At 71.8% G+C, this 25,479-nt stretch carries 26 protein-coding genes and 1 pseudogene; 13 read left to right on the forward strand and 14 right to left on the reverse strand.

The genetic code is table 11. The annotated features are described in order from the left end of the window. Positions 1–104 precede the first annotated feature (104 nt). The 9 genes from OG505_RS00470 to OG505_RS00510 form a co-directional block, all read right to left on the reverse strand. Positions 105–272, reverse strand: coding sequence for a hypothetical protein (locus OG505_RS00470; RefSeq protein ID WP_234587259.1), 168 nt, complete (start codon positions 270–272; stop codon positions 105–107). 351 nt (positions 273–623) lie between these two features. Then, entirely contained in the window at positions 624–1,232 is a 609-nt protein-coding gene (locus OG505_RS00475) for a hypothetical protein (protein WP_405430181.1), read from the reverse strand. Between the two features lie 88 nt (positions 1,233–1,320). Beyond that, positions 1,321–1,764 (reverse strand): GNAT family N-acetyltransferase, encoded by a 444-nt coding sequence (locus tag OG505_RS00480; protein WP_405430182.1) that lies wholly within the window; start codon positions 1,762–1,764, stop codon positions 1,321–1,323. A 5-nt stretch (positions 1,765–1,769) separates the two neighbouring features. Continuing rightward, positions 1,770–2,168 (reverse strand): Fur family transcriptional regulator, encoded by a 399-nt coding sequence (locus OG505_RS00485; protein ID WP_007463905.1) that lies wholly within the window; start codon positions 2,166–2,168, stop codon positions 1,770–1,772. After that, positions 2,165–2,464: a metalloregulator ArsR/SmtB family transcription factor gene (locus OG505_RS00490; protein WP_007463903.1), complete on the reverse strand. Its 300-nt coding sequence runs from the start codon at positions 2,462–2,464 to the stop codon at positions 2,165–2,167. The genes OG505_RS00485 and OG505_RS00490 overlap by 4 nt, the downstream gene beginning before the upstream one ends. Before the next feature lie 36 nt (positions 2,465–2,500). Further along, entirely contained in the window at positions 2,501–3,373 is an 873-nt protein-coding gene (locus OG505_RS00495; protein ID WP_405430183.1) for a metal ABC transporter permease, read from the reverse strand. Between the two features lie 2 nt (positions 3,374–3,375). Next, positions 3,376–4,137, reverse strand: a complete 762-nt coding sequence (locus tag OG505_RS00500; RefSeq protein WP_405430185.1) for a metal ABC transporter ATP-binding protein — start codon at positions 4,135–4,137, stop codon at positions 3,376–3,378. Further along, a complete protein-coding gene (locus OG505_RS00505; protein WP_405430186.1) occupies positions 4,134–5,084 on the reverse strand; it encodes a metal ABC transporter substrate-binding protein in 951 nt (316 codons plus the stop codon). The genes OG505_RS00500 and OG505_RS00505 overlap by 4 nt, the downstream gene beginning before the upstream one ends. A gap of 54 nt (positions 5,085–5,138) precedes the next feature. Beyond that, the gene (locus tag OG505_RS00510; RefSeq protein WP_354854653.1) at positions 5,139–5,396 is read right to left on the reverse strand and encodes a hypothetical protein; all 258 of its coding nucleotides are present in this window, start codon (positions 5,394–5,396) and stop codon (positions 5,139–5,141) included. 29 nt (positions 5,397–5,425) lie between these two features. Here OG505_RS00510 and OG505_RS00515 point away from each other — a divergent pair, with 29 nt between their 5' ends. The 3 genes from OG505_RS00515 to OG505_RS00525 all read left to right on the forward strand — a co-directional run bounded on the left by OG505_RS00515 (position 5,426) and on the right by OG505_RS00525 (position 7,765). Further along, positions 5,426–5,767 (forward strand): antibiotic biosynthesis monooxygenase family protein, encoded by a 342-nt coding sequence (locus OG505_RS00515; RefSeq protein ID WP_405430188.1) that lies wholly within the window; start codon positions 5,426–5,428, stop codon positions 5,765–5,767. Positions 5,768–5,791: 24 nt separating this feature from the next. Further along, entirely contained in the window at positions 5,792–6,271 is a 480-nt protein-coding gene (locus OG505_RS00520; protein WP_405430190.1) for a hypothetical protein, read from the forward strand. Positions 6,272–6,385: 114 nt separating this feature from the next. Then, a complete protein-coding gene (locus OG505_RS00525) occupies positions 6,386–7,765 on the forward strand; it encodes a glycine--tRNA ligase (protein ID WP_405430192.1) in 1,380 nt (459 codons plus the stop codon). A gap of 115 nt (positions 7,766–7,880) precedes the next feature. On the opposite strand, the gene OG505_RS00530 is transcribed toward OG505_RS00525, so the two are convergent. Then, complete coding sequence (locus OG505_RS00530) at positions 7,881–8,855, reverse strand: type IV toxin-antitoxin system AbiEi family antitoxin domain-containing protein (RefSeq protein WP_405430193.1); 975 nt, start codon at positions 8,853–8,855, stop codon at positions 7,881–7,883. Positions 8,856–9,033: 178 nt separating this feature from the next. On the opposite strand from OG505_RS00530, the gene dusB reads away from it, so the two are divergent. Then, entirely contained in the window at positions 9,034–10,206 is a 1,173-nt protein-coding gene (gene dusB / locus OG505_RS00535; protein ID WP_405430194.1) for a tRNA dihydrouridine synthase DusB, read from the forward strand. Positions 10,207–10,570: 364 nt separating this feature from the next. Here the strand turns inward: dusB and OG505_RS00540 are convergent, their stop codons facing one another. Beyond that, a complete protein-coding gene (locus tag OG505_RS00540; RefSeq protein ID WP_405430195.1) occupies positions 10,571–11,230 on the reverse strand; it encodes a C39 family peptidase in 660 nt (219 codons plus the stop codon). A gap of 945 nt (positions 11,231–12,175) precedes the next feature. After that, positions 12,176–13,903, reverse strand: coding sequence for a beta-N-acetylhexosaminidase (locus tag OG505_RS00545; RefSeq protein WP_405430196.1), 1,728 nt, complete (start codon positions 13,901–13,903; stop codon positions 12,176–12,178). A gap of 258 nt (positions 13,904–14,161) precedes the next feature. Between OG505_RS00545 and ppdK the strand changes: the two genes are divergently transcribed. Beyond that, a complete protein-coding gene (gene ppdK / locus OG505_RS00550; protein ID WP_405430197.1) occupies positions 14,162–16,870 on the forward strand; it encodes a pyruvate, phosphate dikinase in 2,709 nt (902 codons plus the stop codon). A 113-nt stretch (positions 16,871–16,983) separates the two neighbouring features. Here ppdK and OG505_RS00555 read toward each other — a convergent pair whose 3' ends face one another. Then, positions 16,984–17,484 (reverse strand): roadblock/LC7 domain-containing protein, encoded by a 501-nt coding sequence (locus OG505_RS00555; protein WP_405430199.1) that lies wholly within the window; start codon positions 17,482–17,484, stop codon positions 16,984–16,986. Positions 17,485–17,733: 249 nt separating this feature from the next. Here OG505_RS00555 and OG505_RS00560 point away from each other — a divergent pair, with 249 nt between their 5' ends. From OG505_RS00560 to OG505_RS00585, 6 genes and pseudogenes are all read left to right on the forward strand, one after another. Continuing rightward, entirely contained in the window at positions 17,734–18,081 is a 348-nt protein-coding gene (locus tag OG505_RS00560; protein WP_405430200.1) for a VOC family protein, read from the forward strand. Continuing rightward, positions 18,078–19,331 carry a deoxyguanosinetriphosphate triphosphohydrolase gene (locus OG505_RS00565; RefSeq protein WP_405430202.1) on the forward strand — a complete coding sequence of 418 codons (1,254 nt, stop codon included), beginning with the start codon at positions 18,078–18,080 and terminating at the stop codon, positions 19,329–19,331. The genes OG505_RS00560 and OG505_RS00565 overlap by 4 nt, the downstream gene beginning before the upstream one ends. 14 nt (positions 19,332–19,345) lie before the next feature. Then, positions 19,346–20,176, forward strand: coding sequence for a siderophore-interacting protein (locus OG505_RS00570; RefSeq protein WP_405430203.1), 831 nt, complete (start codon positions 19,346–19,348; stop codon positions 20,174–20,176). 150 nt (positions 20,177–20,326) lie between these two features. After that, a pseudogene (dnaG, locus tag OG505_RS00575) lies at positions 20,327–22,229 on the forward strand (DNA primase). Beyond that, positions 22,230–22,766, forward strand: coding sequence for a hypothetical protein (locus OG505_RS00580; protein ID WP_405430204.1), 537 nt, complete (start codon positions 22,230–22,232; stop codon positions 22,764–22,766). A gap of 48 nt (positions 22,767–22,814) precedes the next feature. Further along, entirely contained in the window at positions 22,815–23,747 is a 933-nt protein-coding gene (locus OG505_RS00585) for an ABC transporter ATP-binding protein (protein WP_405430206.1), read from the forward strand. A 91-nt stretch (positions 23,748–23,838) separates the two neighbouring features. On the opposite strand, the gene OG505_RS00590 is transcribed toward OG505_RS00585, so the two are convergent. After that, on the reverse strand, positions 23,839–24,081 hold the full coding sequence (locus OG505_RS00590; RefSeq protein WP_405430207.1) for a flavin reductase: 243 nt from the start codon (positions 24,079–24,081) through the stop codon (positions 23,839–23,841). Between the two features lie 288 nt (positions 24,082–24,369). On the opposite strand from OG505_RS00590, the gene OG505_RS00595 reads away from it, so the two are divergent. After that, entirely contained in the window at positions 24,370–25,158 is a 789-nt protein-coding gene (locus OG505_RS00595) for a Scr1 family TA system antitoxin-like transcriptional regulator (RefSeq protein WP_405430209.1), read from the forward strand. Further along, positions 25,149–25,343: a DUF397 domain-containing protein gene (locus OG505_RS00600; protein ID WP_405430211.1), complete on the forward strand. Its 195-nt coding sequence runs from the start codon at positions 25,149–25,151 to the stop codon at positions 25,341–25,343. The genes OG505_RS00595 and OG505_RS00600 overlap by 10 nt, the downstream gene beginning before the upstream one ends. The last annotated feature ends 136 nt before the right edge of the window (positions 25,344–25,479 follow it).

Consider the following 25,479-nt stretch of genomic DNA (forward strand, 5'->3'; position numbering starts at 1 on the left):
CGCGAGGCCACTACTTCCTGCTTCGAGCACGATCACGTGACGTGACGTGACGTGACGTGACGTGACGTGACGTGACGTGACGTGACGTGACGTGACGTGGCGTTTCAGCGGGCGACCGCCCAGGCCAGCACCCCCGCCAGGATCAGACCGTTGAGCCCGGCCAGGGCGAGGTACGCCGCGGGTGGGATTTTCCTGCCCCGGCGGACGAGGGAGACCAGGACGGCGGCGTAGCCGAGCAGCAGTACGGCGATGACAATCAGGAAGTAGAACACCCGACGACCTTAACGGCACGATCACCACAGGTCCCGCGTCGGCGCGGCGTTGCCGCACGGCACACCCCCACGACGTACGCCGCCCCGAAAGGCGCGGCCGATCTCGCCGATCTTGCACTTTCTGCCGTCAACTTGGGAAGGTCTGCCCCTTATGTCGCGACAGAATCTGCAAGATCGCGGGTGCGGGTGCGGGTGCGGGTGCGGGTGCGGGCTGCCGGGTGCCGGGTGCGAGGGCGGACGGGGCGGGGCGGGGGGACAAGATTGCGGGGCCGGGGCCGGGGCCGGGGCCGGGGCAGGGGGCTGGGGCAGGGGGCTGGGGCTGGGCGGGATGTTGGGTGGGGGTGGGTGGGGTTAGCGGCCTTCGCTGCGCAGGCCGAGTTGGCGTAGCTCCAGCGCGGCCAGGGCCTCGACGGTCTCGTCGTCGCCACGTCGCCACGCCTCGGCGACGTCGGGCGCGATCCGGGTCAGCCGGCCCAGCGGCTGGGTGGCCAGCGCGCGTAGCGCGAGCAGATCCCGCCCGGCCGGCCCGGCAGCCAGCTTCGCGGCCGATCCGGCCCGGCGCATCCAACGCAGCCGCAGCGGCAGCCAACCGAAGAGCACCAGGCCGAGCGGGAAGATCAGCACCGCGACGGTGAGGGCGAGGGCGAGCTGGTCGACCAGGTGCTGCTGCTCCCGGCCGGCGTCGGCGAGCCCGCGGGCGGCGTCGGCGGCCCGCTGGAAGGGCGCGGTCAGCTCGTCACCGACAAGCGGCACCCGCCGGACCTTGCCGCCGGCGTCGGCGAGGTTGTCGGCGAGGCCGCCGCCGGCGCCCTCCAGCTTCTGCCCGGGTACGGCGAGCTTCTGCACCAGGTCGTGCAGCCAGAGCGCGGCGCGGATCGCGACGTACACCCAGGCGACGACGAGCAGGTCGGTGAGCAACTGGCGGACGGCGGTCGGAAACCGATCGGCGTAGATCTTCACGCCGGACAGCGTGCCACGAACGGTCCCCGCCCGGCACCCGTCGATCGATGGCCGGGGCGATCCGGCCGACAACAGCGGCGGCTCACAGTCAGGCGAGTCGCAGGTCCACGAACGCGACGGTGTCACCCGGCAGGACGTACCGCTCGATCTCGACGAAGCCGTGCCGTCTGGCGAACCGCAGGCCCTCGTCGTTGGACGCCAGGACGACGGTCTCGATGACCTCCGCGCCGAGCTTTCGGGCCCGTGCCAGCCCGCGCTGGTAGATCTGCTCTCCGTAGCCGCGCCGGCGACTGCCGGGCACGACTCGCGCGATCACGGTCGCGGCATCGGAGGTCGGGGGTCGTACGGTCGAGCAGCCCACCGGTGCCCCGTCGGCGTACGCGACCTCCAGGATGTTGCGCTGGGCGCGAGCGACGACCTCGTCGGCCGACAGCGGAGCCGTGGGGATGATCGAATTGTGGATGTGTTGCCAGTCGAGCAGGGCCGGATCTCCGGCCGTCGGCCGCACCGGCGTGAACTGAAGGTCTGCCACGCTGGTCAGTGGACGCAGGCCGGGCAGGTGCCGAAGATCTCCAGGGTGTGGCTGACGTCGGCGTAGCCGTGCTGCGCGGCGACCCGGTCGGCCCAGCTCTCCACGGCAGGGCCGGCCACCTCGACCGTACGCCCGCAGGCCCGGCAGACCAGGTGGTGGTGGTGCCCCTCGCTGCACCGGCGGTAGAGGTGCTCGCCGCCCGGCGGGCGCATCACGTCGATCTCGCCCGCGTCGGCCAACCCTTGCAGGGTGCGGTAGACCGTCGTGAGGCCGACCCGCTCACCGCGCTGCCGGAGCATCGCGTGCAGGTCCTGGGCGCTGTGGAAGCCCTCCATCTCGCCCAGCAGCGCGCTCACCGCCGAGCGCTGCCGGGTGTTGCGCACCGCGGCGCCGCTCTCGCTCATGATCCCTCCCCGGCGTGGCTGACCGCGTCCGCCACGATGTGCGCGACGTGCTCGTCGACGAGGCTGTACGCGATTTCCCGGCCCCGGCGGGAGCCCCGCACCACGCCCGCGCCGCGCAGCACCCGCAGGTGCTGGGACACCAGCGGCTGGGCCGCGCCCAGCTTCTCCACCAGCTCGTGCACGCACCGCTCGCCGCCGGCCAGCTCGCTGACGATGGCCAGCCGGATGGGCGCCGACAGGGCCCGGAGCAACTCGCTGGCTCCGTCGAAACCCTCGTAGCCTGTTGCGCTGGTCATCTTGCAACGGTAACCAATACCACCGACATCCGCCGATCAGCCTGAGTGCAGGACGACCTCGTGCGGTTCCGGCGCCGGTACGGGGGCCGGCGCGGCGCGGCGGCGCACCGCCCGCCAGAGGGCGCCAGCCACGGCCACCACCAGGAACGAGGCGATCGCCAGCAGCACCACCGAGGCGCCGGGCGGGGTGTCGGCGGTGGCCGCCACCCAGACGCCGGAGCCGGCGGCGAAGAACCCGAGCGCCATCGCGGCGGTCATCGTGCTGCGAAAGCCCCGGGTGACCTGCTGGGCGGTGGCCACCGGAACCACCATCAGCGCGCTGATCAGCAGCACCCCGACGGCCCGCATCGCGATGGTCACGGTGACCGCGGTGGTGACCGCGATCAGCAGGTTGAGGGTGCGGACCGGCAGGCCGGACACGCGGGCGTACTCCTCGTCGTGGCTGATCGCGAAGAGCGCCGGCCGCAGCATGATCATGGTGATCAGGATCGCCGCACCGAGCACTCCGACGGTGATCAGGTCGGCCATCGAGGTGGAGAGCAGCGACCCGAAGAGGTAGGCGTTGAGGTTGGCGCTGGTGGCGTCCGAGAGGCCGACCAGCAGTACGCCGCCGGCGATGCCGCCGTAGAAGAGCAGCGCCAGGGCCAGGTCGCCGGAGGTCCGCCCGCGAGCGCGGACCACCTCGATGGCGATCGCGCCGACCGTGGCGACGATCACCGCCACCAGCACCGGCGAGCGGTTGAGGAGCAGGCCGGCGCCGACGCCGGTCAACGCCACGTGGCCGATGCCGTCGCCGATCAGCGTCAGTCGGCGCTGCACCAGGTAGATGCCGAGCGCTGGCGCGGCCAGGCCGATCACCAGCGCGCCGATCAGGGCGCGCTGCATGTAGGGGTACTGGAAGAGTTCCATGGTCAGTTGCTCCACAGTCCGGCGGGCTCGTCGGGACCGTGCGGGTGCACGTGGTCGTGGTCGGGATCCGCGTGGTGGCCGGCCGGGTCCGGAACCGGGCCGTCGTGACAGACGCCGCCCTGGTGGACGACGACCGCCCGGCTGATCACCGGTCGCAGCGGACCCAACTCGTGTGCCACCAGCAGCACCGTCCCGCCGTCGGCGACGAAGTCACGCAGCGCGCCCGCGAACGCCTCCTGGCTGGCCGCGTCCACCCCGGCGGTGGGCTCGTCGAGGATCAGCAGCTCCGGCCGGCCGGACAGCGCACGGGCGATCAGGGTGCGCTGCTGCTGACCGCCGGAGAGGGTGGACACCGGGTCGGCAGCCCGGTCGGCGAGCCCGACCGCGCGCAGGGCCGCGTCGACGGCGGCCCGGTCGGCCGCGCCGGGCGGGCGCAGGATCCCCCGGCGGGCCAGTCGGCCGGACGCCACCACCTCGCGAACGGTGGCGGGCACGCCTCCGCCGGCCCCGAGGCGCTGCGGGACGTACCCGATGCGCTGCCACTGGCGGAACTGGCGCAACGGCCGGTCGAAGAGGGTGATCGAGCCGGCGCTGAGCGGCACCAGGCCGAGGATCGCGCGGATCAGCGTGGACTTGCCGGAGCCGTTGGCGCCGAGCACCGCGACCACCTCCCCGGCGGTCACGGTGAGCGAGACGTCCCGGAGCACCGGGCGGCCGTCGTAGCCGACCGCGCCGTGCTCGACGGTGATGACGGGGGCGCTCACGAGCAGCTCAACGCCGTCCGCAGGGTCTGCAGGTTGGTACGCATCACCGAAAGGTAGTCGGAGCCGCTGTCTGCGGCGAGTCCTTCGATCGGGTCGAGCACCGCGGTCTTCGCGCCGACCTGGCCGGCGATGGTCTCGGCGACCTTCGGGCTGACCAGCGCCTCGAAGAAGATCGTGCTGGCGTGGTGTGTCTTCGCCTCCTCGATGACCTGGGCGAGCCGCTGCGGCGAGGGCTCGACGTCCGGGCTCAGCCCGGTGATGCCGACCTGTTCGAGTCGGTAGCGGTCGGCCAGGTAGCCGAACGCGGTGTGGCTGGTCACGATCTCCCGCCGCTGGCAGGTCGCGAGACCCTGGGTGAACTCGCCGTCGAGGGCCGTCAGGTCGGCGCGCAGCGCGGTGGCCCGGGCGGTGTAGTCGGCGGCGTGGTCCGCGTCGACCTCGCCGAGCCGCTGGGCGAGCTGGTCGCCGATGGCGGCGAGCCGGGTCGGGTCGAGCCAGACGTGCGGGTCCTGGGCGTGAGCGTGCTGCTCCTCGCCCTGCTCATCCTCGCCCTCGTGGTTGTGGCCGCCGACGCTCGCGTCCAACAGCGGCTGCACGCCGGCCACGTCGAACACCGGGGCGTCGTCGTCCTGCGCGACCGTCTCGTCCACCGCGGGCTGGAAGCCCTTCAGGTAGACGATCAGCTCGGCCTCGGTGACCTGACTGACCTGGCGGGGGCTCAGCTCCAGGTCGTGCGGCTCGGCGCCCGGCTTGGCCAGGTTGGTCACGTGGACCGCGTCACCGCCGATGCGCTCGGCGAGGAACTGGAGTGGGTAGAACGCGGCCACCACGTCGACCCGTTGCGGATCGGCGCCGGCCGCGCCGCCGGTGGAGCAGCCGGCGACGGCGCCCAGGGCGAGCAGGGCCGTCGCGGCGGCCAGGACGCGGGACGTGGTGCGGTTGGTCATGTCCCCAACTGTCCGTGGTAACGACAATGATTGTCAAAAACGCATGCGTGCATGTCAGAGCAGCTTCGCCAGGCCCACCGTGACCAGGAGAGTCAGCATCAGCAGCCGGATCAGCCGGGTCTGCGGCGCCTGAACCGGCCAGGTGGTCGCCAACAGGGCGATCAGGGCGGCGGCGAGGGCCAGCGTCAGCAGCCCGCCGACCACCCCCGGCGTGAAGAACGCCACCAGCACCACCACCAGGGTGAGCAGGAACACCGACGTCGGGTTCGCCCCGGCCAACCGGGCCAGCAGAGGGCGCTGCGTACGCTGCATCCCACAGACTCTACGAGGAGGAACCCCCGGTGCTGGTGACCAACCGGTTCGTGGTCGACGTCGATGTCGCCGACGGCTTCACCGAACGGGCGCACGCCGCCCTCACCGCGCTGGCCGCCTGCCCCGGCTACCTGCGCGGCCAACTGGTCCGGGCCCTGGACGACCCCCGGTACTGGACACTGCTCACCGAGTGGGAGTCGGTCGGCACCTACCGGCGGGCGCTGGGCGCCTTCGAGGTCAAGGTGACCGCGGTGCCGTTGCTCGCCGAGTCGGTCGACGAGCCGTCCGCGTACGAGGCGCTGGCCAGCGCCGCACCCGGGGGAGCCGTGGTGGTAGCCGAGAGTGATCGGGCCGCTGGTCCTTACCGCTGAGCCGCCGGGCACTACCCTGCTCCTATGACCGCACCTGCCCCGCCGCCCGGTCCCGGTGTGGCTCCGCCGTTCGCCGCGCCGCCCACCGAGGGCCGCCGGACCCGGCTCTGGATCGGCCTCGGCGTCGGCGCCCTCGCCGTGCTGCTCTGCTGTGGCGGCGGAGGCACGGCCGTCGTCGGCCTGGCCGTGAGCGGCGTGCAGGCGGTCCGCGAGCAGGGCCGCACGGTGACCGGCAACTACTACCAGGCGCTCGTCGAGCGAAACTACGGCCGGGCGTACGACCAGCTCTGCGACGACGCGCAGCGGCGCGAGTCCCGCCCCGAGTTCGAGCGACGGGCGGCCGCCGAGCCACAGGTCGCCGCGTTCCGGGTGGGTGAGGTGGACACCACCAACCTGACCGTCCCGGTCGACGTGACCCTCGACGGCGGCGACCGGGAGCGGCAGCAGGTCAGCCTGGGCCCGGACGGTCAGACCGGCGGCTTGGAGGTCTGCGGGGTGAGCTGACCCGCCCCCGGTATTCTCCTGGGCTCGGGACACCGGTGGTCGTACCGTTGTCCCGAACCGACCGATCCATCCACATCTCGCCCCCGCCGACCGCCAGCCGGCGTAGGAGGAAACATGCCAGCCGACCGTATCGACGCCGTCGTCAGCCTCGCCAAGCGCCGAGGCTTCGTCTTCCCCTCCAGCGAGATCTACGGAGGCACCCGGTCGGCGTGGGACTACGGTCCGCTCGGCGTGGAGCTGAAGGAGAACGTCCGCCGGCAGTGGTGGAAGACCATGGTCCAGCAGCGCGACGACGTCGTCGGCCTGGACTCCGCGGTGATCCTGGCCCGCAAGGTGTGGGAGGCGTCCGGCCACATCGCCGAGTTCGTCGACCCGCTCACCGAGTGCCAGTTCTGCCACAAGCGGTTCCGGGCCGACCACATCGAGGAGGCGTACGAGGCCAAGCACGGCCACGCGCCCACCTCGCTCGCGGAGGTCAACTGCCCCAACTGCGGCAACAAGGGCACCTTCACCGAGCCGAAGATGTTCAACGGCCTGATGAAGACGTACCTGGGTCCGGTGGAGAGCGACGAAGGGCTGCACTACCTGCGCCCGGAGACCGCCCAGGGCATCTTCGTGAACTACAACAACGTGGCGACCGCCGCGCGCAAGAAGCCGCCGTTCGGCATCGCGCAGACCGGCAAGTCGTTCCGCAACGAGATCACCCCGGGCAACTTCATCTTCCGCACCCGCGAGTTCGAGCAGATGGAGATGGAGTTCTTCGTCGAGCCGGGCTCCGACGAAGAGTGGCACGAGTACTGGCTCCAGGAGCGCTGGAACTGGTACCTCGACCTCGGGCTCTCGGCGGACAACCTGCGCCTGTACGAGCACCCTGCCGAGAAGCTCTCGCACTACTCGAAGCGCACGGTCGACATCGAGTACCGCTTCCAGTTCGGCGGCACCGAGTTCGCCGAGTTGGAGGGTGTCGCCAATCGCACCGACTTCGACCTCTCCACGCACAGCAAGCACTCCGGCGTCGACCTGTCGTACTTCGACCAGACCAAGGGCGAACGCTGGATGCCGTACGTCATCGAGCCGGCCGCGGGTCTGACCCGCGCGGTGCTCGCCTTCCTGCTGGAGGCGTACGACGAGGACGAGGCGCCGAACACCAAGGGCGGCGTGGACAAACGCACGGTCATGCGGTTCGACCCGCGCCTGGCCCCGGTGAAGGTGGCCGTGCTGCCGCTGTCGCGTAACGAGGCCCTGTCGCCCAAGGCCAAGGACCTCGCCACGCTGCTGCGCAAGCGCTGGGTGGTGGAGTTCGACGACTCGCAGGCGATCGGCCGCCGCTACCGCCGGCAGGACGAGATCGGCACCCCGTTCTGCGTGACTGTCGACTTCGACACGCTGGACGACAACGCCGTGACGGTGCGGAACCGGGACACCATGGGCCAGGAGCGCGTCTCGCTGGACCAGGTCGAGCGCTACCTGATCGAGCGCCTCCCCGGCTGCTGAGGTGTAAGGAAGGGCCCCTTCTTAACGCCTCAGGTATAGGAGGGGCCCCTTCCTAACTTCGCTGCTGCGCGAGCTGAACTGAGTTGAGCGAGCTGAGCGGAGCGCCCGTACTCGATCAGGCCCTCGCCTGCTCCGGGCCGGCTGGATCGACCCGGACCCGGAGCGTGGCGCCGACGCCCTGCCGGGACTCGTACGCGTCCTCGACAGTTCGTCGAATGCGGTCTGGATGGCGCCGGAGCTGTGCTGGCGTGACGTGCAGAACCAGGACACCGTGCCGACTCAGCTCGTTGTGCCGCTCCAGCGTCCGAGCCCAGTCGCTCGGGCTGAAGTGGTACTCCTGCGAATCGACCTCCAGCGCCACCGCCGAGTCGGTCAGGTATCCGTCCGGCGTCGGTAACACCGCCCCGTCGAGCGTACGAAGGCGGGGATTCCACCGAATCTGCGACAGAATCGGGCTGTCCGCCAGGCACTCGCGCAGATCCGCCTCCGGAGCCGACCGGGTGCCGGCCACGACCTCCGCGTACGCCATCCTGATCAGCGCGGTGCGACTGCGCCGCGCCCGGCGGATCTCCTCATCAAGCCTGGCGAGGTCGGTGAAGCCGCGCTGGACGGACTCGGCGACGATGGCCCGCACCGGGCGAAGCTGCCCAAGGTCGCGGGCGGCGTCCACCACCGCCCGTGCCGGCGAGCAAACGGGGTAGGGCGCGCTCGAACGCGGCCGGGCGTCCAGCGTCAGGGCTCGCCGAACAAGGGCGTAGCCCGCCGACCGGCGCCGCGCGTGGTGCGGCACCACCAGGTGTACGTCGGTGTTACGCGGAATCTGCCGAAACCCGTACCAGGCGAGCGCGGCCAAGCTGGTGAGCTGCGCCTGCGGCCCGGCGTAGAGCGCTGCGGAGATCCGCCGTTGTTCCTCGGTCAGTATGCCCGTGAACAGGGCGTACGTCGCTGGCAGGACGCGTTGCCACTGGCCGCGCCGGGCCTGGCGGTACAGGTACATGTCGTCGTAGCCGGCGGCGAGCAACTGAGCCCGGGTGGCGATCTGCTGCTGCCGCTCGGCCGTTGCCGCCAGCTCGGGTGGATGTTCACGCATGACCGCAGCCTGACCGCCGGAACCAGGCCGTGTCCCGCCCGGTCGTACGGCCTGTGGAAACTCCTGCCGGCTGTGGACAACTCCGTCGATCATCGCGCGGTGTGATATGCGTCGTGTTAGGAAGGGCCCCTTCCTATGCACTAGGCGTTAAGCAGGGGCCCTTCCTTACACTTGGGCGGTGACCGCCTCGACCGTTCCCGCGCTGCGCCCGCTGGCCCTCGGGCCGTACCAGGTGTCGCCGCCGGTGGTGCTCGCGCCGATGGCCGGGATCACGAACGTCGGGTTCCGCCGGCTCTGCCGCGAGCAGGGCGGCGGCATCTACGTCTGCGAGATGATCACGACCCGTGCGCTGGTCGAGCGCAACCCGAAGACGCTCCGCATGATCGCGTTCGGCGACGACGAACAGCCGCGCAGCCTCCAGCTCTACGGCACCGACCCGGAGGTCACTGCCGCCGCCGTACGGATCGTCGTCGAGCGCAATCTGGCCGACCACATCGACCTCAACTTCGGCTGCCCGGTCCCCAAGGTCACCCGGCGGGGCGGCGGCGCGGCGCTCCCGTGGCGACGCAGGCTCTTCGCCCGCCTGGTGCGGGCCGCGGTGGACGCCGCCGCACCCTCCGGGGTGCCGGTCACCGTGAAGATGCGCAAGGGCATCGATGACGACCACCTGACGTACGTCGAAGCGGGGCTCGCCGCCCAGGACGCCGGCGTGGCCGCGGTGGCCCTGCACGGGCGGACGGCCGCGCAGCGCTACTCGGGCACCGCCGACTGGGACGCGATCGCCACCCTGAAGCAGGCCCTTGACGTGCCGGTGCTCGGCAACGGCGACATCTGGGAGGCCGACGACGCGCTGCGGATGGTCGCCCACACCGGGGTCGACGGCGTGGTGATCGGTCGGGGCTGCCTCGGCCGACCGTGGCTCTTCGCCGACCTGGAGGCCGCCTTCAACGGCCGGCCCGAACGGCGTCTGCCCACCCTCGGCGAGGTGGCGGTGACCATGCGCCGGCACGCCGAGCTGCTCGTCGACCAGTTCGTGGCCGGCGCCCGCAACCCGGCCCGGGGTGAGCGCGACGGCTGCACCGACTTCCGCAAGCACGTCGCCTGGTATCTGAAGGGCTTCCCGGTGGGCGGCGAACTGCGCCGCTCGCTGGCGATGATCGAGAGCCTGGCCCAGCTCGACGACCTGCTCGGCAAGCTCGACCCGACCGAGCCGTTCCCGGTGGCCGCCCTGGGGCAGCCGCGCGGGCGTACCAACTCGCCGGGCAAGGTCTTCCTCCCGGACGGCTGGCTGGCCAGCCGGGACGACGACACCGTCCCCGAGGGCGCCGAGATGGACGACTCCGGCGGCTGACCCGCGACCGACCGTGTGCGCGGGTGGCCTACCGGGGTCCCGCCGGACGATGCGTCAGAGCCGCCGATCGTGCTTACCGACGCCGCCGCTGATGTGGCTTGGAGCGGCCAAGGGGCAGCTCCCTCACCCGCGCCGCCGCGCGTCGACTCGATCGTCCTACCTGAACGCGCAGATCTTGGACAGTTTCCGTTGGGCGGCGCTAACGGAAACTGTCCAAGATCCGCTTATGTTCCGGGCAGGTGGGCCGAGGAGCCGGGTCGCTTGGCGCGGGGCGGAGGCGCGCTTTGCGACCGACTGACAGCATGCCGAAAGGGCCGGGCCCCGTGGTGGGGTCCGGCCCTTGTCGGTGGTGTGTTGGGTGGGGTCAGCTGGTGGCGTAGCCGCGGGTGGCGATCCAGTCGGCGAGGTGCTCGACGCTCACCTGGTAGGAGGCGGTGTTGGGGTCGGCGGAGTCGGCGATGGTGACGGTGTTGCCGTTGTCGCGGTAGCCGACGACGCTGATGTAGTGCCCGCCTTCGAAGGAGTGCACACCGCCGTTGGTGTCGGTGGTGGTGCCGGCGATGTTGGCGACCACGGCGCGGCCGTTGTCGACGGTCTTGACGATGTCGGCGCGCAGTTGGTCGGTCTGCTTGGCGTCGGCGGTGGGCTTGCTGATCTCGACGCTGCGGTAGGCGTCGTTCTTACCGGTCTCCTTGTTCAACACCGGGGTGATGTCGTTGATGCTGTTGGTGCCGGCCTCGGTGGTGCCCATCTCCTTGGCCATGGCGTCCACGCTGATGTCCTTGCCCTGCACGCTCAGGGCGTTACGGGCGGCGGCGGGGCCGCAGTAGTAGAAGTTCGGCTGCGCCTCGTACCGCACTCCGAGCTGACGCTCACCCGAAGGCTTGCGGTCGGACTGCGTGGTGGTCGCGGGCTTGGCTTCGGACGCGGCGTAGGCGGTGGTCACGGGGCCGGCGATGGCGCCGCCGGTGAACGCGAGACCAGCGGCGGTCAGGGCGGTCTTACGAATCAGATCGGTACGCATGATGGCGTGCTCCTCTGCCTCGGGGGAAAACGCGACGACACACAAACGGGGGGGTGGTGTGCCGAGCGGGAAAGTTCACGAGGGACCCGACCCGGCGGCCCGACAGGGGGCTGCACGGGAGTGTCCCCGGGAGGTGGTGCAACGGGTCCGGGTGGCGGGGCATTCCGCCGACGTTCCTCCCGGACCGGAGACGGCCGGTGGTGGTGCTCGGCCGTGCGGGGGGTGTAACCGTGCCGGCCGGGCGGGTGTTCCCGGCGGCTGTCACACGCTCCGGCCGGTGGTGGTGCTCGGCCGTGCGGGGGGTGTAACCGTGGCGGCCCGGCGGGTGTTCCCGGCGGTTGCCACACAGGCCGGCCAGTGGTGATGCTCGGCTGTGCGGGGGGTATAACCGTGCCGGTCGGGCGGGTGTTCCCGGCGGCTGCCGTGCGCCGCTAGCCCGGGGGCGCGGCGCCATGCCAGGTATAACGACCCCGCCGGGTCACCGATTCCGCCGCCCGGGTGCCGCCGACCACGGGACGCTGCCATCGGAAGCGAACAAACCGTCCACCAGAAACGGACATCCGACACCGCCCGGTGGTGATCGACGCGACTTCGCCGATGTCGGGGTATCCGGGCGTGCGGGACACCCCGACATCGCCGAATTCGAGTCGATCAACCCCCGCATGGGGCCGTGTGGCTGCCTCACGATCGTGCTCGATCCTGGAAACAGGGCCCACATGGGGTTTCCGGACGCGAGGGACACCCCGACATCGCCGAACCCGAGACGATCACCCCCGCACGGACCTGCGCCCAGTCTGATGATCGTGCTCGATCCAGGAAACAGGGCCCCACCAGGCGGCGAGGCCACGATCGAGCACGATCATGACCGCCGGAACGTGCCGTGCACGGTGTCCGTCGGTGGGCGGCATGTCGCCGGAGGCGCAGACCTCGCGGTCTGTCGCGCCTTCAGTGGGTTGTCGTGTCGTTCTGGGGTGCGCGGTTCTGCCGGGGGACCGTGGGGGTCGCCGGCCAGGGGATCTCGGGGGCACGGTGGAAGGTGATCCCGGCGGTGGACCAGCGCGGGCCGTGCCCGGCCAGGCGCTCGCGGAACCCGGCCCAGTCGTGCGCGGCCCGGGGTGACCAGCCCAGCTCGGCGATGGCGGGCAACCGGGGGAACAGCATGAACTCGATGTCGGTGAGCGAGGTGACCGATTCGGTCCACAGCGGGGCTTCCACGCCGAGGACGGCCGTGCTGGGCACGTCGGCGACGTGCGTGCCCGGATCCCAGTCGTACGCCCGACGTACGTCGATGAGGCCGGCCCAGTCGTGCCCGATCGGGGTGTTCTCGGCGTACTTCATGTCCAGGTAGGCGTGGTTGCCGGGGGAGAGGATCAGCCGAGCGCCCCGCCGGACCGCGTCGGCCGTGGTGGGATCTTCGGCGTCGGTGCCCCACCACTGCAGGACCCGCCCGTCGAGGTGCGCCGCTGGGGCGAGCTGGTGCCAGCCCACCACGGCCTTGCCGGTGTCGGCGACGATCCGCTGCGCCCGCTCCACGAAATCGGTGTAGACCGCACCCTTGACCTTGAACGCCTCGTCGCCGCCGATGTGCAGCCACGGGCCGGGGGTGAGGGCGGCCACCTCGCCGAGCACGTCGGCGATGAAGTCGTACGTCTGCTCGTCGGCCGGGTCGACGTAGCTGAAGCCGACCTCGGTGCCGGTGTACGGCGGTGGCGCGAGCTTGTCCGGTGCGAGCTGGGGGTACGCGACGAGCGCCGCGTTGGTGTGGCCGGGCAGGTCGATCTCCGGGACCAGGGTGACGTGCCGGGAGGCCGCGTGGGAGACGATCCGCCGGTAGTCCGCCTTGGTGTAGTGCCCGCCGGGGCCGCCGCCGACCTCGCTCGCCCCGCCGACGGTGGCCAGCTTCGGCCAGGAGTCGACGGCGATGCGCCACCCCTGGTCGTCGGTGAGGTGCAGGTGCAGGTGGTTGAGCTTGTAGCGGGCGAGGTGGTCGATCACCCGCAGGACGTCCTCGACGGCGAAGAAGTGTCGCGCCACGTCGAGCATCGCGCCCCGGTAGGGGAAGCGGGGGCGGTCCAGGATCGTGCCGCCGGGCAGCGCCCAGCGCGTGGTCACCGGCGTCGAGCTCTCCACGGCGGCGGGGAGCAGTTGCCGGAGCGTCTGGACGCCGTAGAAGAGGCCGGTTGGGGTGCCGGCGACGAGGCGTACCCCGGCGCCGGCCACGTCGAGCCGGTAGCCCTCCGCCCCGAGGTCGGTGGTTGATCGCTCGATAGCGGGGGCCGGGCCGGCGGGCGTGGCGGCCAGGGTGAGCGTCAGTGTGCCGGTCGGCCCGACCGCACGGGTGTCGGCGACCGGCAGGAGGAACCCGGTTGCCGGTCGGAGCAGCTCGGCGAGGTGGTCGGCCACCGCGCGGGCGCCCGGGTCGGCGGTGACCTGGATGGCCGTGTCCGCGGTGAGTACGAAGGACGCGGTGGGGTCCGCTTCGACCTGTTCCGGTGCCGGTACGACGCTGTCGAGGCGTACCGCAGGGGCGAGCAGGTCGTCGCCGGCCGCCCGCGCGGCGAGCACAGCCAGGTCGCCGGCCGCCGGCTGGTGTGCGGGCACTGCGGTCGAGGCGGCGACGGTGGCCGTCGGAGTCGGCTCGGGGGCGGGGGAGGAGAGCGGAAGGGATGACACGACGACGGCTCCGGAGGGGGTTATTCGCGTCGGATATGGCAAAAGCGAGCTTCGGCAGAACCAGTGCCGTCAAGAATACGAGGACCGGCGGAGATGCGTGATCGTGCGCGTGGAAGCGTTCCCAAAAACCGGTACGAACGCGGATAGTCGTGATGGCTGTGCCTATTGTCACCGAACGGTCCCAGGCCATCCGATCTTCGCTTAACCTTCGCCCTGAACCTTCGTTAAGTGTCAATCCGGCGCGCGTGGGAGGCTCTGGTGGCAGCGCAAGAGACCGACGAACACAAGTACGTCTACGACTTCTCCGAGGGCAACAAGGATCTGAAGGACCTGCTCGGCGGCAAGGGTGCCAACCTCGCCGAGATGACCAACCTCGGCCTGCCCGTCCCGCCCGGTTTCACCATCACGACCGAGGCCTGCCAGGCGTACCTCGCGACCGGGCGGGAGCCGGACGGCCTCGCCGGTCAGATCGAGGCGCACCTGGAGGCGCTGGAACGGGCGATGGGCAAGCGCCTCGGCGACCCGCAGGACCCGCTGCTGGTGTCCGTCCGCTCCGGGGCCAAGTTCTCCATGCCCGGCATGATGGAGACCGTCCTCAACGTCGGCCTCAACGACCAGAGCGTGGTCGGGCTCTCCGCGCAAGCGGGTGGGAACGACAGGTTCGCCTGGGACTCCTACCGCCGACTGATTCAGATGTTCGGCAAGACCGTCTGCGAGGTGCCGGGCGAGGAGTTCGAGCACGCCCTCGACGAGGCCAAGAGCGCCAAGGGCACCCACAACGACCTCGACCTGGACGCGGACGACCTGCGCGGGCTGGTCGACGCGTACAAGAAGATCTTCGCCAAGCACACCGGCCGGGAGTTCCCGCAGCAGCCGCGTGAACAGCTCGACCTGGCCATCCGGGCGGTCTTCGAGTCGTGGAACGCCGAGCGCGCGGTGCTCTACCGCCGCCAGGAGCGCATCCCGGCCGACCTCGGCACCGCGGTCAACGTGGTGACCATGGTCTTCGGCAACCTCGGCCCCGACTCGGGCACCGGCGTCGCCTTCACCCGCGACCCGGGCAGCGGCGCGCAGGGCATCTACGGCGACTACCTGGCCAACGCGCAGGGCGAGGACGTCGTCGCCGGCATCCGCAACACGGTGCCGTTGCAGGAGTTGGAGCAGCTCGACAAGTCGTCCTACGACGAGTTGCTCGGCATCATGGCCCGGCTGGAGGAGCACTACCGGGATCTGTGCGACATCGAGTTCACCATCGAACGCGGCAAGCTGTGGATGTTGCAGACCCGGGTCGGCAAGCGGACGGCCGCCGCCGCGTTCGTCATCGCCGGGCAACTTGTCGACGAGGGCCTGATCGATGAGGACGAGGCGCTGTACCGGGTCAACGGCGCACAGCTCGCCCAGCTCATGTTCCCCCGCTTCCAGCTCGACCACGAGTTCGAGGCGGTCGCCACGGGCATCGGCGCCTCACCCGGCGCGGCGTCCGGCACGGTGGTCTTCACCTCCGCGCGGGCCGTCGAGCTGGCTGCCGAGGGCAAGTCGGTGATCCTGGTCCGCCGGGAAACCAACCCGGACGACCTGAACGGCATGATCGCTGCCAAGGGCATTCTCACCTCGCGCGGCGGCAAGACCAGCCACGCCGCCGTGGTGGCCCGGGGAATGGGCAAGACCTGCGTCTCCGGCGCCGACGCGATCGACGTGAACGTGCCGGCGAGGCGGTTCACCGTGGCCGGGCGGACCGTCAACGAGGGCGACATCGTCTCCATCGACGGCACCACCGGCAAGGTGTACCTGGGTGAGGTCCCGGTCATGCCGTCGGAGGTCGTGCAGTACTTCGAGGGCAGCCCCGACCCCGAGCACATCGACAACGCGCTCGTCCGGGCCGTACACCGGATCATGACGCACGCCGACGGCAGGCGGCGGCTGGCGGTCCGCACGAACGCCGACACCGGCGCGGACGCCGCCCGTGCCCGGCGCTTCGGCGCCGAGGGCATCGGGCTGTGCCGCACCGAGCACATGTTCCTCGGCGACCGGCGCGAGCTGGTCGAGCGGCTGATCCTGGCCCGCGCCGCGGACGAGCGGGAGGCGGCGCTGGAGGCGCTGCTGCCGTTGCAGCGGGCCGACTTCGAGGAGATCTTCCGGGAGATGGACGGGCTGCCGGTCACCGTCCGGCTGATCGACCCGCCGCTGCACGAGTTCCTGCCGCCGCTGGAGCAGCTCGCCGTCAACGTCGCCGTCGCGCAGGAACGTGGCGAGGACGTGGCCAAGGAGGAGGCGTTGCTCGCCGCCGTCCGGCGGATGCACGAGGAGAACCCGATGCTCGGGCTGCGGGGCGTCCGCCTCGGCCTGGTCATCCCCGGCCTGTTCGCGATGCAGGTCCGCGCCATCGTGGAGGCGGCGGTGACCTGCGCCCGAGAGGGTCGGGTGGCCAAGCCGGAGATCATGGTGCCGCTGGTCGGAGCCGTGCAGGAGCTGGAGACGGTCCGCGCCGAGGCCGAGAAGATCATCGCTGAGGTGGTCCGTGACAGCGGCGTCGAGGTGCTGATCGGCACCATGATCGAGGTGCCCCGGGCGGCGCTGACCGCCGGGCAGATCGCCGAGGCGGCCGAGTTCTTCTCCTTCGGCACCAACGACCTGACCCAGATGGGCTGGGGCTTCTCCCGTGACGACGTCGAGGGCGCGTTCTTCTGGCGCTACCTGGAGTTGGGCATCTTCGGCATCTCGCCGTTCGAGTCGATCGACCGGGACGGCGTGGGCCGGCTGGTGCGGATCGCCGCCGAGGAGGGTCGGGCGGCCCGGCCCGGGCTGAAGCTCGGCATCTGCGGTGAGCACGGCGGTGACCCGGACTCGGTGCACTTCTTCCACGAGGTCGGCCTGGACTACGTGTCCTGCTCGCCGTTCCGGGTGCCGGTGGCCCGCCTGGAGGCCGGCCGGGCAGCCGTGGAGACCGACGGGTCGGACAGCCGCTGACGCGGGTGCTGGCGGCGGCCCGCACGACCGGGCCGTCGCCAGCGCCCAGGCCGGCGGTGGGCCGACCCGTCGCCGGTGCTCAGATCGGCGGTGGGCCGACCCGTCGCCGGCGCTCAGATCGGCGGGCGACGCCAGGTGGGTCGGGCCGAGCGGCGCAGCTGCGTCGGCAGGGTCGCCATCGGGGTACGCACGGCCAGCGGCGCGTGCGCGTCGGGCAGCGCGGTGGCGCCGATCCCCCCGCCGCGGGTGTCCAGCACACGGCCGGCCCGGTGCGCCACCGCCCGGGCCTCCTCGTGCAGCCCCTCCAGATCCTTCGCCGCCGACCCGGTGACCAGTGTCAGCAGGGCGCTGCGCCCGGCCGGGTAGGTGACCACGCAGCCGTCGGTGGTGCACACCACCGACTCGCGGAACTCACCCCGCCGGACCGTGTCGGCGACCCGGTGACCGAGCCCGTAGCTGGCCGCGGCGAGCGCGGCGAGGTGGGTGGCGTCGGTGCTCGGCAGGTCGCTGGAGATGAGCAGCCCGTCGGTGCCGGCCAGCACGGCGCCGGCGACCTCGGGCCGGCGTCGACGCAGCCCGAGCAGTTCCGTTCCCACCACCGTGTCTGCATCCACGAGCGTCTCCCTAGCGGTCGGCTCCGCGTCTCGGCTGGTTGGTCACTTTCCGCGCTGGGAACGCTACCGGTGGCCACTTCCGCCCGTCAGCCCGTAACCCAGGGCGATCGGTCCGCAACTGGGGACCGATCGGCGGTTGCGCACGCGCCGGTGCTGCGTCGCGGGCAGGTCGAGCGGCATCGGCGGGCGTAACCTTGGCTCGCTCACACACGGCCGGCTGTGTCCGCCGTCGACGGGAGAGGTGGTTGTATGACCAGCGTCTGGGAGAACCTGACCATCGACGCCCGCGATCCGGCCCGACTGGCCCGCTGGTGGGCCGAGGCGCTCGGATACCAGGTCGTCACCGAGAGACCGGACGAGGTGGAGATCCGCCAGTCCGCCGACCGCCTTCCCGGGCTGGTCTTCGTTCCGGTCGGCGACGGCAAGGAGCGCAAGAACCGGTTGCATCTCGACCTCCGACCGGTCGATCAGGAGGCCGAGGTCGAGCGCCTGGTCGACATGGGCGCCCGGCACGTCGACATCGGGCAGGGTGACGTCGAGTGGACGGTCCTGGCCGATCCGGAGGGCAACGAGTTCTGCGTCCTGCGTCAGAAGTGAACCGCGCCGACGCCCGGCTGGTCGAGGAGCCGCCCAAGGACACCGGCCACCGCCGTTCACCGTACGAGCGCGACCGCGCCCGGGTGCTGCACTCCGCGGCGTTTCGCCGGCTGGCCACCAAGACCCAGGTGCACACCGCCGGCACCGACGACTTCCTGCGGACCCGGCTGACCCACTCGCTGGAGGTGGCTCAGATCGCCCGGGAGATGGGCGCCCGGCTGGGGTGCGACCCGGACGTGGTGGACGTCGCCGGGCTCGCCCACGACCTCGGGCACCCACCGTTCGGGCACAACGGCGAGGCGGCTCTGGACCTGCTCGCCGCGCCCTGCGGCGGCTTCGAGGGCAACGCGCAGACGCTGCGGGTGCTGACCCGCCTGGAGGCGAAGGTGCTCGCCCCGGACGGTTCGTCGGCCGGACTGAACCTCACCCGGGCGTCGCTCGACGCGATCGGCAAGTACCCCTGGCCGCGCCGCGACGGGCAGCGCAAGTTCGGGGTGTACGCCGACGACGCGGCGGTCTTCGGCTGGATCCGGGCCGATGCGCCCGGCGACCGGCGCTGCCTGGAGGCGCAGGTGATGGACTGGGCCGACGACGTCGCGTACTCGGTGCACGACGTGGAGGACGGCATCCACGGCGGGTACGTCGGGCTGCGCCCGCTGCTCGTGGACTCCGACGAGCGGGCAGCGCTCTGCGCCGACGTGGCCGCCGCGTACTCCGGGGAGTCGCCGGCCGACCTGGCCGAGGTGCTGGTCGAGGTGCTGGCTGACCCGCTGCTCGCCCCGCTCGCCGGGTACGACGGCAGCCACCGTGCCCAGGTGGCGCTGAAGGCCACCACGAGCGGCCTGACCGGTCGGTTCGTGTCGGCGGCGGTGGCGGCCACCGAGGAGCGGTACGGTCCCGGGCCGCACCGCCGCTACGCCGCCGATCTGGTGGTGCCGAGACGGGTCCGGGCACAGTGCGCGCTGCTCAAGGGCATCGCCCTGCGCTACGTGATGCGGCGCACCGGCTTCCGGGGTCGCTACGAGCGGCAGCGGACGATGCTGGCCGAGCTGGCGGCGGCGCTGGTCGGACGGGCCCCGGACGGGCTCGACCCGGTGTTCGCCCCGCTGTGGCGGGCCGCGCCGGACGACGCGGCCCGGCTGCGCGTGGTGATCGACCAGATCGCCTCGCTCACCGACCCGGGGGCGATGAGCTGGCACGCCCGTCTGGTCGGCGGCGGCACACTGCCCGAGGCAGGCACGGCAACTTAGGCTAACCTAAGTGCATGACGGAACGCCCAAGGAACGTCACCTCGGTCCAGGTGCTGCGCACCGAGCGACCCACCCCGCACCTGATCCGGCTCGTCCTCGGTGGGGACGAGCTGACCGGCCTGCCGGTGGGCGAGTTCACCGACCACTACATCAAGCTGGTCTTTCCGGTGCCCGGCGTCGCGTACCCGCAGCCGCTGGACCTCGCCGCGATCCGCCGTGACCTGCCCCGGGAGCAGTGGCCCCGGCTGCGCGCGTACACCGTGCGGCGGTGGGACCCGCTGGCCGGGGAGCTGACCGTGGACGTGGTGCACCACGGCGACGAGGGGCTGGCCGGCCCGTGGGCCGCAGCGCTGCGCCCGGGCGACCCGGTGCACTTCGTCGGCCCCGGCGGGGCGTACGCGCCGAGCCCCGACGCGGACTGGCATCTGCTGGTCGGCGACGAGAGCGCCCTGCCGGCGATCGCCGCCGCCCTGGAACGGCTGCCGTTGGGCGCTCCGGCCCGGGTCCTCGTCGAGATCGCCGACCCGGCGGAGGAGCAGCAGCTGCTCAGCCCCGGCGCCGTGGAGCTGACCTGGCTGCACCGGGGTGACCGCCCGGTGGGCGACGCCCTGGTGGCGGCGGTGCGCGAGCTGGAGTTCCCGCCCGGTTCGGTGCACGCCTTCGTGCACGGCGAGGCGACGTTCGTCCGGGAGCTGCGCCGGCTGCTGCGCGGCGAGCGGGGCGTGCCCGCCGACCGGCTCTCCATCTCCGGCTACTGGCGGCGCGGCATGGACGACGAGGGCTGGCGCTCGACCAAGGCGGACTGGAACCGGCAGGTCGCCGCCGAGGAGCCGGCCGCGACCTGACCGTCAGGTGCCGGTTGCCGCGCGTACCCTGCGCACCTGGTCATGGTTTCCGCGCGGGCCCGGCGGCCGGACCGGAACGGGTGAGCCCGACGGCGGCGCCCGCCACACCGGTGTCCCCCGGCCGGTGTGTCGTCGGTCCGGCAGGGCAGGATGTACGCCGAGGGGGTGGCGCATGGCTGGGCGGATCCGGGACGAGGACATCGCACTGGTCCGGGAACGCACCTCGATCGGGGATGTGATCTCCGAGACGGTCACCCTGAAGTCCGCCGGCGGCGGCAACCTCAAGGGCCTGTGCCCGTTCCATGACGAGAAGAGCCCCTCGTTCAACGTCTCGCCGGCCCGCAACGTCTGGTACTGCTTCGGCTGCGGGGCCGGCGGCGACGCGATCAAGTTCCTGATGGACGCGGAGCACCTCAGCTTCGTCGAGTCGGTCGAGCGGCTGGCCGGGCGTGCCGGCATCCAGCTGCGCTACGTCGAGGACGACCGGAGCACCCCGCGTCCCCGCCCGCAGCAGGGCCAACGGCAGCGCCTGGTCGCCGCGCACGCCGCCGCGGTCGATTTCTACCGGGCGCAACTCAGCACCGCCGGGGCGCGGCCGGCCCGGGAGTTCCTGGCCAAACGGGGCTTCGACCGGGCCGCCGCCGAGCGCTACGGGTGCGGGTTCGCGCCGGATGGCTGGGACCTGCTCACCAAGCACCTGCGCCAGCAGGGCTTCACCCATCAGGAGCTGGTCACCGCCGGGCTGTCCCGGGAGTCCCGCTCGGGCACGCTGATCGACCGGTTCCGGCGCCGGCTGCTGTGGCCGATCCGGGACCTCGCCGGCGACGTGATCGGCTTCGGCGCGCGCAAGCTCTTCGACGACGACGACGGCCCGAAGTACCTGAACACCCCCGAGACGCCGATCTACAAGAAGTCACACGTGCTCTACGGCATCGACCAGGCCAAACGGGAGATCGCCAAGCAGGGCCGGGCGGTGATCGTCGAGGGCTACACCGACGTGATGGCCTGCCACCTGGCCGGGGTGACGACGGCGGTCGCCACCTGCGGCACCGCGTTCGGCGCCGACCACATCGGGGTGCTGCGCCGGCTCCTGCTGGACACCGACTCGGTGGCCGGCGAGATCATCTTCACCTTCGACGGGGACGCCGCCGGGCAGAAGGCGGCGTTGCGTGCCTTCTCCGACGACCAGCGCTTCGTGGGCCGGACGTTCATCGCGGTCAGCCCCGACAACATGGACCCGTGCGACCTGCGGTTGGCCAAGGGCGACCTGGCGGTCCGCGACCTGGTCGCTCGGCGCGAGCCCCTGGTCGACTTCGCGCTGCGCCACGAGATCAGCCGCTTCGACCTGGACACCGTCGACGGCCGGGTCGAGGCGATGCGCCGGGCCGCGCCGCTGGTCGCGCAACTGAAAGACCGGGAGAAGCGCCCGGAGTACGTCCGCAAGCTCGCCATGGACCTCGGCATGGAGATCGAGCCGGTGCAGCGGGCGGTGCTCGCCGCCGCCAACACTCCACCGTCCGGCGGCCGGGACGCCGCGCCCGCCCCACGACCCGCCCCGGCCCGCCCCGAACCGTCGGTGGACAGCCCGCAGGCGATGGTCGAGCGCGAGGCGTTGAAGCTCGCCCTGCAACAGCCGGTGCTGGCCGGGCCGATGTTCGACGCGGTCGAGGCGACCGAATACCGCAACCCGGTGCACGTCGCCGTGCGGACGGCCGTCGCGGCGGCCGGTGGGGCCGTGTCGGCGACCGGCGGCGCCGTCTGGATCGAGAAGGTCCGCGACGCCTGCGACGACCTGGCCTCGGCGGCGCTGGTCGGCGAGCTGGCCGTGGAGCCGCTGCGGATCGACGGTGAACCGGACCCACGCTACGTGTCGATCACCATGGCCCGGGTGCAGTTCGGGTCGGTGACGGCCCGCATCCGCGACCTCAAGTCGCGCATCCAGCGGATCAACCCGGTCAACAACAAGGACGAGTACTTCGCCGCCTTCGGCGAACTGCTGTCGCTGGAGCAGCATGCCCGGGCGTTGCGCGAGCAGGCCGCGGGAGGGCTCTAGATGGGACTGTTCAGCCGCAAGCCGAAGCTGCCGCCGGCCGACCGGCCACCCCTGGCCGCCGACGAGCGGATGCTCGCCTGGTCGGCGGCGGGCAACGGCGAGGGCGACGGGGTCGTCGTGGCCAGCAACCTCGGGCTGTGGCTGCCCGGGCGGGGGCACCGCATCGGCTGGCACGACGTGCTCAAGGCGGTCTGGTCCGGTCGGGAGCTGACCGTCACGCCCGCCGAGACGGTCGTCGAGCGCGACGGCTACACCGTGGTCACCGACGGGCCGGCCGAGACGTATCTGCTGCTCGACCCGGGTGAGCTGCCGCACCAGGTGCGGGCACGGGTGACGCGCTCCGTCGCGTACACCGAACACCACCCGGTGCCCGGCGGCGCGGCCCGGGTCGCGGCCCGGCGGGTGGCCGGCGTGGACGGTCTGACCTGGACGGTCCGCCTCGATCCTGGCACACCGGCGGACGACGAGGCCCTGCTCGCCGAAACCGACCGCCTGGTCGGCGCGGCCCGCGCCGCCACCGCCCCGGCCGACAGCTAGCGCGTATTTGCGTGGAGGGCTGTCGGACCCGGCGGTTAGGGTCGGGCGGTGACTTCGGGGCGACCACTGATTCAGGCTCGTGGGCTGGTGAAGCGGTTCGGCGACTTCACCGCCGTCGACGGCATCGACGTCGAGGTGCGCTCGGGTGAGGCGTTCGGCTTCCTCGGGCCCAACGGCGCCGGCAAGTCCTCCACCATGCGGATGGTCGGCTGCATCTCCCCGCCGAGCGGCGGTGAGCTGCGCATCCTCGACCTGGATCCGGTCCGTGACGGGCCGGCGATCCGGGCCCGGCTCGGCGTGTGCCCGCAGATGGACAACCTCGACCCGGAGCTGACCGTCCGGGAAAACCTCACGGTGTACGCCCGCTACTTCGGCATCTCGCGGCGGGCCGCCCGGGAACGGGCCGCCGAGCTGCTCGACTTCGTCCAGCTCACCGAGCGGGCCGACAGTAAGGTCGAGCCGCTCTCCGGTGGGATGAAGCGCCGGTTGACCATCGCCCGCGCCCTGGTCAACGACCCGGAGATCGTGCTGCTCGACGAGCCGACCACCGGGCTCGACCCGCAGGCGCGGCACCTGGTGTGGGAGCGATTGTTCCGGCTCAAGCAGCAGGGCGTGACGCTGGTGCTCACCACGCACTACATGGATGAGGCCGAGCAGCTCTGCGACCGGCTGGTGGTGATGGACGGCGGGCGGATCGTCGCCGAGGGTTCACCCCGGGCGCTGATCGAGGAGCACTCCACCCGCGAGGTGGTCGAGCTGCGCTTCGTGGCCGAGTCGCAGGAGCCGTTCGCCGGCAAGCTCGACGGTGTGGGGGAGCGGGTCGAGGTGCTACCCGACCGGGTCCTGCTCTACGTGCCCGACGGCGACGCGGCGGTCGCCGAGGTCGGCGCGCTGGGGCTCAATCCGGCCAACGTCCTGGTGCGGCGCAGCGGCCTGGAGGACGTCTTCCTGCACCTGACCGGCCGCACCCTGGTCGATTGACGGGCCGCGCCACCACGATCGGGTCGCCGGCCGATCGGTGGCAGCTCAGCAGCAACCGGGCCGGCGTGTCGACCCGCTGAGCCGCCAACGATCACCGCGCTCGGGCTCGAGCCCAGGTGAGAAAGCGGTCGGTCAGCCGGTCGGGCGTGACCTGACGCCCGAGGTCCGCGTCCGCCTCCTCCCGCAGCGCGGCCAGGTAGACGAGCAGACCGGTCCGGTTCTCGCGGTACTCGCCGAGCAGCGCCAGACGAGCTGCCGAGCACGGCCAGGCGACGCCGCAGACCCGGCAACGCCAGGACGGGCGGGCCGCCACGTGCGGCCGGTAGCGGGGCATCAGTTCCCGCCCCGGTCCCGAGCCGACCAGCGGTCCGCATCCGGGCGGACGTTCCGAAGTCGCACCGTGCAGCCTCCGTCGGGTCGGAAGGGGCGCCCTTCAGGCGTCCGTCGGGCGCCCCCGGCCTGGTTCCGCCCGCCGTCCGATCCCGTGAGCGGTCCCGCTGTGTGACAGTCTGCTGAGGATGCGACTACCGTGGGAGGTTCCGCGCACCGACGACCAGCGCGTACGGTGACCGGCCCGGCACGGTACGAGGATGTACGGAGGCTGTCCGTGGAAAGTTCGTCCATGCTGGAGCACTTCGCGGAGGAGCTACGGCTGGCCCGGGCAGCCAGTGGCATGTCCCAGGCGACGCTGGCGGAGGCGCTGAGCTATTCCGGGGCACTGGTCGCCAAGGTGGAGACCTCCGAGCGCCGGCCGAGCCTGGACTTCGCGCGCCGGTGCGACGCCGTGTTCACGGCCGACGGGCGCTTCGAGCGCATCCAGCGGCGGATCAGCCGCGAGGCCGTGGTGCCGTGGTTCCGCGACTGGGCCGGCGTCGAACAGGAGACGACCGCGCTGCGCTCGTTCGAGCCGCTGTGTGTGCCAGGTCTGTTGCAGACCGAGGGGTACGCCCGTGCGCTACTGACCGGCGGCGGGTTGTTCGCGCCCGACGAGATCGAGCAGCAGGTGGCAACCCGGCTGGACCGTCAGGGACTGCTCACCCGCGACCGACCTCCGCTGCTCACGGCGGTGATCGACGAGCACGTGCTGCGCCGTACCGTCGGAGGACCGGGCGTGATGCGCGAGCAGATTCAGCACCTCGTGAAGCTGGGTTCGGCATTTCCCAGGGTCCGAATCCAGGTGGTGCCGACGACTGTGGGTGCTTACGTTGGGCTCGGCGGCCCCTTCGTCATCGCTACCTCGCCGCGGGGAGAGGATCTTGTCTACCTCGCCGGCCAGCGCCATGGGCAGGTCATTGACCGGGCCGACTACGTCCGGCAGATGGTCGAGGTGTGGGAGTCGATCCGCGGTGAGGCACTATCGCACAGGCAGTCCCTCGATCTGATGGCGGAAGTGGCGGAGACATGGAGCTGACCGGCGCCCGGTGGCGCAAGAGCACCCGCAGCGGTCCGGATGGCGGCAACTGCGTAGAGGTGGCCGACAACCTTGCGGGGCTGGTGGCCGTACGTGATTCGAAGGATCCGGGTGGCCCGGCGCTCGTCTTCACGCCCGACGCGTGGCGCTCGTTCGTCGGGTCCGACGCCGCTCGGGCGATGTGATCGACTCCAGATCGGCGATACGGCGGTGTCCGGGCGATGGGATGCCGCGATATCGCCGATCTGGAGTGGATCATCGCGTCGGCAGGCCGCCGGGGGATCGCGAGCGTGGCGCGCGACCGGGCGGAAACCCGGGCGA

This window comes from Micromonospora sp. NBC_00617 (assembly GCF_045161355.1).
GTDB lineage: Bacteria > Actinomycetota > Actinomycetes > Mycobacteriales > Micromonosporaceae > Micromonospora.

Excerpts from the sequence above, each read along its gene's own strand:
- OG505_RS00485 (WP_007463905.1), bottom strand. The coding sequence starts at position 2,168 with ATGAGCGAGAGCGGCGCCGCGGTGCGCAACACCCGGCAGCGCTCGGCG.
- OG505_RS00490 (WP_007463903.1), bottom strand. The coding sequence starts at position 2,464 with ATGACCAGCGCAACAGGCTACGAGGGTTTCGACGGAGCCAGCGAGTTG.
- OG505_RS00495 (WP_405430183.1), bottom strand. The coding sequence starts at position 3,373 with ATGGAACTCTTCCAGTACCCCTACATGCAGCGCGCCCTGATCGGCGCG.
- OG505_RS00505 (WP_405430186.1), bottom strand. The coding sequence starts at position 5,084 with ATGACCAACCGCACCACGTCCCGCGTCCTGGCCGCCGCGACGGCCCTG.
- OG505_RS00510 (WP_354854653.1), bottom strand. The coding sequence starts at position 5,396 with ATGCAGCGTACGCAGCGCCCTCTGCTGGCCCGGTTGGCCGGGGCGAAC.
- OG505_RS00520 (WP_405430190.1), top strand. The coding sequence starts at position 5,792 with ATGACCGCACCTGCCCCGCCGCCCGGTCCCGGTGTGGCTCCGCCGTTC.
- OG505_RS00525 (WP_405430192.1), top strand. The coding sequence starts at position 6,386 with ATGCCAGCCGACCGTATCGACGCCGTCGTCAGCCTCGCCAAGCGCCGA.
- OG505_RS00530 (WP_405430193.1), bottom strand. The coding sequence starts at position 8,855 with ATGCGTGAACATCCACCCGAGCTGGCGGCAACGGCCGAGCGGCAGCAG.
- OG505_RS00540 (WP_405430195.1), bottom strand. The coding sequence starts at position 11,230 with ATGCGTACCGATCTGATTCGTAAGACCGCCCTGACCGCCGCTGGTCTC.
- OG505_RS00560 (WP_405430200.1), top strand. The coding sequence starts at position 17,734 with ATGACCAGCGTCTGGGAGAACCTGACCATCGACGCCCGCGATCCGGCC.
- OG505_RS00570 (WP_405430203.1), top strand. The coding sequence starts at position 19,346 with ATGACGGAACGCCCAAGGAACGTCACCTCGGTCCAGGTGCTGCGCACC.
- OG505_RS00580 (WP_405430204.1), top strand. The coding sequence starts at position 22,230 with ATGGGACTGTTCAGCCGCAAGCCGAAGCTGCCGCCGGCCGACCGGCCA.
- OG505_RS00590 (WP_405430207.1), bottom strand. The coding sequence starts at position 24,081 with ATGCCCCGCTACCGGCCGCACGTGGCGGCCCGCCCGTCCTGGCGTTGC.
- OG505_RS00595 (WP_405430209.1), top strand. The coding sequence starts at position 24,370 with ATGCTGGAGCACTTCGCGGAGGAGCTACGGCTGGCCCGGGCAGCCAGT.
- OG505_RS00600 (WP_405430211.1), top strand. The coding sequence starts at position 25,149 with ATGGAGCTGACCGGCGCCCGGTGGCGCAAGAGCACCCGCAGCGGTCCG.